Source organism: Mesorhizobium sp. P3_A9, assembly GCF_056402975.1.
Genome location: NZ_JBFUGJ010000633.1, coordinates 1 through 1,766 on the forward strand (window position 1 = coordinate 1; position 1,766 = coordinate 1,766).

Genomic DNA, 1,766 nt, shown 5'->3' on the forward strand with positions numbered 1-1,766 from the left:
GACGACAGCAATCGATGGCAACAGCGTTCGCAGCGTCGGTGGCCTCAGGATCGTCCGGTACAACATTCCCAAGGGCTGTTGTGCGGCTTACTATCCTGAGACAAATCCGCTGTTTCCCTTGGCGCATCACGATCCAAAGTCCAAGACCCCTTCGTACAAACTTTTGCCAGTGCGTTTGAGCCGATCAACCCTGTCCCAGGATGGTTGAGTCCCTTGTAGGCGAATGATGAAGAGGGAGATGAGCTACTCGAATGGCGCCTTTGCGGCTGCGGCGATAGCGCTCGGCATCGCCAGCGCCGCCTTGGGATGGCGTCGCGAGCCGCGAGAGCTTCGGCTGGATCCGCCTGTCGCGTCTGATCTTGATGGATTTCGGCTGATGCCAAATGGCATCAGCGGAACGCCGCCCGCGAGTTATTTTGCGTCGGGCAAGCCATACGAAACGGACGCCTACAATTTAAGCCAGGGCAAGCGTCTTTACGCCTGGTTCGGCTGCCCGGCATGCCATGGTGATGGTCGCGGCGGCGCTGGTCCGTCGTTCCTGGACGGCTGGTGGCTGTACGGGCCCGAGATCGTGTCCATTGTTGCGTCCGTCAGGGACGGCCGGCCGCATGGGATGCCGGCCTTTCGCGACCGGATGACGACCGAGCAGATATGGCAGCTCGCCGGCTATGTTCAAACGATTGGCGCTTATAAGCCCAAAGTTGCGGCGCCCAGTCGCAACGATGACAAACACACCCGCCCTGCCGAAAATCGTGGTCCGGCAAAAATCCTCTTCGACCAGGGGCCGGCGGGGGTTCACCCTGACCAGGGGCCATCGCCTTGAGAGCCGCGCGCGTCATCGCGTTGTGGGCCGCTACGATCGCGTGCGGCTGCAGCGGAAACCAGTCCGCGCTCGACCCCGCTGGCGCGCCCGCGCTCCATATCGAACACCTGATTATCGGCATCGTGGCCCTGTGCTCGGTAATCTGGCTTGCTGTGATGCTCGTGCTTGGTGGCGCACTGTGGCGCAGACGCCAGCGGGACGAAACGGAAATCCGGCAACGGCGGCTGACTGTGGTCGTAACTGCGGCAGTGGCCGCGACCGCCATTATGATTGCCGGCATGACGGTTGCCAGCTTCTACACCACCCGCGGCATCGGCCTTCCGGAAAAAGCCTCTATAACGATCACTGTAAGAGGGCAGCAATGGTGGTGGCAGGTAATCTACGCCGGTTCCTCCGAAACACCTGGCTTTCAGACCGCCAACGAAATTCACATCCCTGTTGGTCAGGATGTTCATGTTCGGCTTGAAAGCGCTGATGTCATCCACTCTTTTTGGATCCCCAGTCTTGCCGGCAAGCAGGATCTTGTCCCGGGGCGCTCCAACAGCCTGCTGCTGCGGGCCGAGAAGCCCGGTGTCTATCGCGGTCAGTGCGCCGAATTCTGCGGACTGCAGCACAGCCATATGGCGGTGATGGTCATCGCCGAGGCGCCAGCCGACTACGCACGCTGGATCGCGTCACAGAGTGCTGATGCAAATCCGACGACGGGTCCTGACGTCGCCGCCGGACGCGCGGCTTTTCTGGCAAAGCCGTGCGCCGCCTGCCACACCATTCGGGGCACAGCCGCCAACGGCACCACCGGACCTGACCTTACCCATGTCGGCAGTCGTCAAACAATCGCGGCCGGCCTCGTCGAGACCACGCGCGGTTCACTGGCCGCATGGATCGCCGATCCGCAGACGCTGAAGCCCGGAAACAACATGCCGATGGTGCCGCTGACCAGTAT

Annotated in this window: 3 protein-coding genes; all 3 read left to right on the forward strand. The window is 61.8% G+C overall.

Annotated elements, in window-relative coordinates; genetic code table 11:
- The coding region (locus AC1DX0_RS35460; RefSeq protein WP_477359116.1) for a hypothetical protein at positions 1 to 208 on the forward strand (208 nt) is incomplete at its 5' end.
- 30 nt (positions 209 to 238) lie between these two features.
- A complete protein-coding gene (locus tag AC1DX0_RS35465; protein WP_477223785.1) occupies positions 239 to 823 on the forward strand; it encodes a c-type cytochrome in 585 nt (194 codons plus the stop codon).
- Positions 820 to 1,766, forward strand: a 947-nt coding sequence (gene coxB, locus AC1DX0_RS35470) for a cytochrome c oxidase subunit II (protein ID WP_477359118.1), incomplete at its 3' end; no start/stop codon positions are given. The genes AC1DX0_RS35465 and coxB, both read left to right, overlap by 4 nt.